This is a genomic window from Streptomyces sp. NPDC127084 (genome assembly GCF_042724175.1).
In the GTDB taxonomy this organism is placed as follows: domain Bacteria; phylum Actinomycetota; class Actinomycetes; order Streptomycetales; family Streptomycetaceae; genus Streptomyces.
Genome location: NZ_JBHXFA010000090.1, coordinates 26436 through 31700 on the forward strand (window position 1 = coordinate 26436; position 5265 = coordinate 31700).

Below are 5265 nucleotides of genomic sequence, written 5' to 3' on the forward strand. Positions count from 1 at the left end.
GGGCCCCCGCCCCGCCCCCGCCCCGCCCCCCCCCCCCCCGCGACTGTCGCTGTCAGCGCGGTCTGGTAGGAATATCGCTGTGAGCAGCGGCGACGAAAGTTCCGGACGGACCGGGGACGGTCCGCCTGAGCAGCTTGCGCTGATACGGGACACCGTCCGCAAGGCCAAGGCCCCGCGTGCCAAGCCGCGCACCTGGCGCGGAGCGGCACTCGCCGGCGAACTGCCGGTGGCGAGGGTCGTGGTCAACAAAGGCGTACTCCACCTCGACCAGTTTTTCGACTACGCCGTGCCCAGGGAATTGGACGCCACCGCCCAGCCGGGGGTCCGGGTGCGGGTCCGGTTCGGCGCGGGGGCGCACCAGGTGCGCGCCGGGCGGCGTGAGGGCGGCCGGCTGACCGATGGATTCATCGTGGAGCGCCGGGCCGAGTCTGACTACACGGGACCGTTGGCCGCGCTCGCCGATGTCGTCTCACCCGAGCCGGTGCTGAGCCCCGAGCTGCTCGCACTGGCCCGCGCGGTGGCCGACCGCTATGCGGGCAGCCTCGCGGACGTGTTGCAGCTCGCCGTGCCACCGCGCAGCGCCCGGGCCGAGGGGAAGCCGTCGCCGCGGCCGCTGCCACCCCCCGGCGCGCCCGACGCCGGGTCCTGGGCACGCTATCCGCGCGGTCCCGGTTTCCTGGCGGCGCTTGCGGCCGGGGCAGCGCCCAGGGCCGTGTGGAACGCACTCCCGGGCCCGCACTGGCCCCGGGAGCTGGCCGCTGCCGTGGTGGCGACCCTGGCGTCCGACCGCGGCGCGCTGGTCGTGCTGCCGGACGGCAAGTCCGTGGCCCGGGTCCACGAGGCGCTCACCGGGCTGGTCGGCGAGGGCCGGCACGCGGTGCTCACCGCCGAAGCGGGACCCGAGAAGCGCTACGGCCAGTGGCTCGCCGTGCGCCGTGGTTCGGTGCGGGCGGTGATCGGGACCCGGGCCGCGATGTTCGCGCCGGTACGTGATGTCGGCCTGGTCGCGCTGTGGGACGACGGGGACGGAAGCCACAGCGAACAGCACGCCCCGCTGCCCCACGCACGGGAGGTGCTGCTGCTGCGGGCCGCCCACGAAGGGTGCGGCTTCCTGCTGGGTTCGGTGAGCTGTACGGTCGAGGCCGCCCAGCTCATCGAGAGCGGCTGGGCGCAGCCGCTCGCCGCCGACCGCGCCCGGATACGCGAGGCGGCGCCGCTGGTACGCACCGTCGGCGACGGGGAACTCGCCCGGGACGAGGCGGCCCGCGCCGCCCGGCTGCCGACCCTGGCCTGGCAGGCCGTGCGCGACGGCCTGCGCGGCGGACCGGTGCTGGTACAGGTCCCGCGCAGGGGGTACGTACCGAGGCTGGCCTGCGAACGCTGCCGCGCGCCCGCTCGGTGCGCGCACTGCTCGGGCCCACTGGAGGCGCCCCGGGAGCGTGAGCTGCGCTGCGGATGGTGCGGTAGGGACGCCCAGGGCCGGCACTGCGCGGAGTGCGGCAGCGCCCGGCTGCGGGCTCAGGTGGTGGGCGCCAGGCGCACGGCCGAGGAACTGGGCCGGGCGTTCCCGGCTGTACCGGTGCGCACATCGGGGCGTGACCATGTCCTCGACGCCGTACCCGACCGGCCCGCGCTGATCGTCAGCACCCCGGGCGCGGAACCGGTCGCTGACGGCGGATACGCGGCGGCGCTGCTGCTGGACGGCTGGGCGATGCTGGGCAGGCCCGATCTGCGATCGGGTGAGGAGGCCCTGCGCCGCTGGCTGAACGCGGCAGCGCTGGTACGCGGCCAAGAGGAGGGCGGCACCGTGGTGGTCGTCGCCGAACCCACCCTGCGGCCCGTGCAGGCGCTGGTGCGATGGGACCCGTTGGGCCATGCGCGGCGTGAGCTGGCGGAGCGAGCCGAGCTGGGGTTCCCGCCGGTGTCCCGGATGGCGTCCGTGACGGGCCGGGTGGACGCGGTCACCGCGTTCCTGGCGTCGGCCGCCCTGCCGTCCGACGCGGAGGTTCTGGGTCCGGTCCCGCTGCCATCCGCTGCCCCGGGGCGTCCCCGAAAGCCCGGGGACCCTCCGGCGGGGGAGCAGTGGGAGCGTGCGCTGTTGCGGGTGCCTCCGGGCAGCGGAGCGGCGCTGGCGTCCGCGCTGAAGTCGGCGCAGTCGTCGCGCCTGGCCCGGGGCGGGGGGGATGCGGTACGGATCCGCATCGACCCCCCGGACATCGGGTAGTTCCGGACCTGCGGGCGAGGGGTGGGCGGGTCGTCGGCGTGCCCGCACCCCGTGACCGCCGGCGCTCCAGGCTGGTGTCCGGGCCGAGGGAGGGAGTCCCGGACGTGTCCCCTCTGCGTGCCCGGCTGCTTTGGTGCGGACGGCCGGGTCCGGACGGCTGGGTCCGGGGCGATACGGGCTACCCGTTGCGGGGCGCGGGAACCCCCCGGGCCGCCGGGACCGCGGTAGCGGGGGCCGCCTGCACGGGCTCCGAGGCGGCGCCGGTCGGCTGCGTGGCCCGGCGTGAGCCGTAACGCCGGTGCACGGCCTGCTTGGTGACGCCCAGTGCCGAGCCCACCGCGTCCCACGAGAAGCCGAGCGAGCGGTCGAAGTCCACGGCCGCGGTCACCAATGTCTCGACACTGTCCCGTAGTTCCTGCGCGAGTCGGACCGTGGGGGCGGGAGCCCGTCCGTAGACGACGAACCCCGTGGACGGGCCGGAGCGCCGTGGGCGGTAGACATTGCCCAACTGGGCCGTGAGCGTGCGCAGTGCGTCCACCTGTCGGCGGACCCGCTCGATGTCCCGCACCAACAGATGCAGGCTGGCCCGGGCTTGGGCGTCGTGGGTTGCGTGGTCGGCCATGAACAAGCCTCTCGAACCGGCGTTGAAAGGGGCCGGGCCGCACCGGATGCCACCGGATCAGGATACGGCGGCATGCGGCCCGTTTCGGTCAATCTCTCTTGACCAACGCTCCAGCCTGCGTTGTGGTCACGGTGCGAGAGAGTGAGGGCAGGCACACGGGGCGCGCGGGCTTCCGTGCGCCCCCTGTCAGCAGGGCCAAATAGACTGGTGCGTCGCGCGTCCATTCGGCAAACAGAGCGAGGTAACCCCAGTGAAACTTGTCTTCGCAGGCACCCCCGAGGTCGCCGTACCCGCCCTTGACGCGCTGATCGCCTCCGGGCGCCACGAGGTGGCCGCGGTCGTCACGCGCCCGGACGCGCCTGCGGGCCGCGGCCGCCGACTGGTCGCCAGCCCGGTCGCGCAGCGTGCGGAAGAGGCCGGCATCGAGGTCCTCAAGCCCGTGAAGCCGCGTGACGAGGACTTCCTGGCCCGGCTGCGTGAGATCGCGCCCGACTGCTGCCCAGTCGTCGCGTACGGCGCCCTGCTGCCGAAGGCGGCGCTCGACATCCCCGCCAGCGGCTGGGTCAATCTCCACTTCTCGCTGCTGCCTGCCTGGCGCGGAGCCGCGCCGGTGCAGCACGCGATCCTCGCCGGTGACGAGATGACCGGCGCATCGACGTTCCAGATCGAGGAGGGACTCGACTCCGGACCCGTCTACGGTGTGATCACGGAGCACGTACGTGCCACCGACACCAGCGGTGATCTGCTCACCCGGCTCGCCTTCGCCGGTGCGGGGCTGCTCGCCGCGACCATGGACGGCATCGAGGACGGCACGCTCAAGGCGGTCCCGCAGCCTGCCGACGGGATCACCCTCGCGCCGAAGATCACCGTCGAGAACGCGCATGTGGACTGGAGGGCACCCGCCCTCCGGGTCGACCGGGTGGTGCGCGGCTGCACCCCCGCCCCCGGCGCGTGGACGATCTTCCGCGGCGAGCGCCTGAAGCTGGTTAACGCGGCGCTCGTCCCCGACCGTACGGACCTGGCCCCCGGGGAGCTTTCCGTCGGGAAGAACAACGTCTACGCCGGCACGGGTTCGCACGCCGTCGAACTGCTCTGGGTGCAGCCCCAGGGCAAGAAGCCCATGCGCGCCGCCGACTGGGCGCGCGGAGTGCGTATCGTCCCGGGGGAGCGGCTGGGCGATGCGGGCGCGGCCTGAGGGCCTCGCGGCAGGCAGGACGGCCATATGCGCCTCGAGGTCTGCCGCTGCCGTGTGATCGTACGGGTCGCGCTCAGCACCTGGACCGACACGGTGGACGTGCCGACCGGGCAGCCGGGGGAGACCCGGACCATCGTGCCGACCACAGGGTTCGCGGACCTGAAGCAACCACTGGCGTCGACCGGAACCGCCTGGAGGCTGTGGACGGCCAGCTGACCGCCGTCGTCGTCGAGTACCCGTGGAAAGTGGACTTCACGTTCCACGTCCCGGATTCGGTGCACCCGGCCAGGCCACCCCGCACAGCGTGATCTCGGGGGACCTCGGACACACATGCACCGCGTCAGGCGACCCCGCGGGCCCATGACCAGCACGGCGTCCGGAACGGCGGAGCCGGCCCGGACCGGCCATGACCCGGCCGACCGCGTCGCCGGGGGTGGCACAGGTGGGTGAAGGCGTCCGACGGCCGGCGGACTAGGCTGGCAGAGATCGCCCCTTTCGAAACGCGGAGCACCTTTTGAGCGAGCAGAGCCGCCGCCGTCCCCACAAGCCGTACCGCCGCCCGGCGAAGGACCCTGTCCGGATCCTCGCGTTCGACGCGCTGCGGGCTGTCGACGAGCGGGACGCGTACGCCAACCTCGTGCTGCCTCCGCTGCTGCGCAAGGCCCGGGAGAAGGGCGACTTCGACAGCCGGGACGCGGCGCTGGCGACCGAGCTGGTCTACGGGACCCTGCGCCGCCAGGGCACCTACGACGCGATCATCGCCGCCTGCGTGGACCGCCCGCTGCGCGAGGTGGACCCGCCGGTGCTCGATGTGCTCTCGCTGGGCGCGCACCAGTTGCTCGGTACCCGTATCCCCACGCACGCGGCGGTGTCATCGAGCGTGGAGCTGGCGCGGGTGGTGCTCGGCGACGGACGGGCGAAGTTCGTCAACGCCGTGCTGCGGAAGATCGCGCAGCACGATCTGGACGGCTGGCTGGAGCTCGTGGCCCCGCCCTACGACGAGGACGCCGAGGACCATCTGGCCGTGGTGCACTCGCATCCCCGGTGGGTGGTCTCGGCACTCTGGGACGCCCTGGGCGGTGGCCGAGCGGGCATCGAGGACCTGTTGGAGGCCGACAACGAGCGGCCCGAGGTGACTCTGGTGGCCCGCCCCGGCCGGGCGACCACCGAGGAGCTCCTGGCGCTTCTCGGTGAGGGAGCGGGCCTGCCCGGCCGCTGGTCGCC

5 protein-coding genes are annotated in these 5265 nt (G+C 73.8%); 4 read left to right on the top strand and 1 reads right to left on the bottom strand.

Annotated elements, in window-relative coordinates; translation table 11 throughout:
* Positions 1–79 precede the first annotated feature (79 nt).
* The gene (locus ACFWI9_RS21025; RefSeq protein WP_387164083.1) at positions 80–2224 is read left to right on the top strand and encodes a primosomal protein N'; all 2145 of its coding nucleotides are present in this window, start codon (positions 80–82) and stop codon (positions 2222–2224) included.
* 178 nt (positions 2225–2402) lie between these two features.
* Here ACFWI9_RS21025 and ACFWI9_RS21030 read toward each other — a convergent pair whose 3' ends face one another.
* The gene (locus tag ACFWI9_RS21030; RefSeq protein WP_387164085.1) at positions 2403–2846 is read right to left on the bottom strand and encodes a hypothetical protein; all 444 of its coding nucleotides are present in this window, start codon (positions 2844–2846) and stop codon (positions 2403–2405) included.
* Positions 2847–3096: 250 nt separating this feature from the next.
* Between ACFWI9_RS21030 and fmt the strand changes: the two genes are divergently transcribed.
* The 3 genes from fmt to ACFWI9_RS21045 form a co-directional block, all read left to right on the top strand.
* The gene (gene fmt, locus ACFWI9_RS21035) at positions 3097–4041 is read left to right on the top strand and encodes a methionyl-tRNA formyltransferase (protein WP_387164087.1); all 945 of its coding nucleotides are present in this window, start codon (positions 3097–3099) and stop codon (positions 4039–4041) included.
* 27 nt (positions 4042–4068) lie between these two features.
* A complete protein-coding gene (locus tag ACFWI9_RS21040) occupies positions 4069–4257 on the top strand; it encodes a hypothetical protein (protein ID WP_387164089.1) in 189 nt (62 codons plus the stop codon).
* 298 nt (positions 4258–4555) lie between these two features.
* Positions 4556–5265: transcription antitermination factor NusB (locus tag ACFWI9_RS21045; RefSeq protein WP_387164091.1), on the top strand; the 710-nt coding region annotated here is incomplete at its 3' end.

Bases quoted from the DNA above. Each gene is read 5' to 3' on its own strand.
- ACFWI9_RS21030 (WP_387164085.1), bottom strand. From the start codon at position 2,846: ATGGCCGACCACGCAACCCACGACGCCCAAGCCCGGGCCAGCCTGCAT.
- ACFWI9_RS21040 (WP_387164089.1), top strand. From the start codon at position 4,069: ATGCGCCTCGAGGTCTGCCGCTGCCGTGTGATCGTACGGGTCGCGCTC.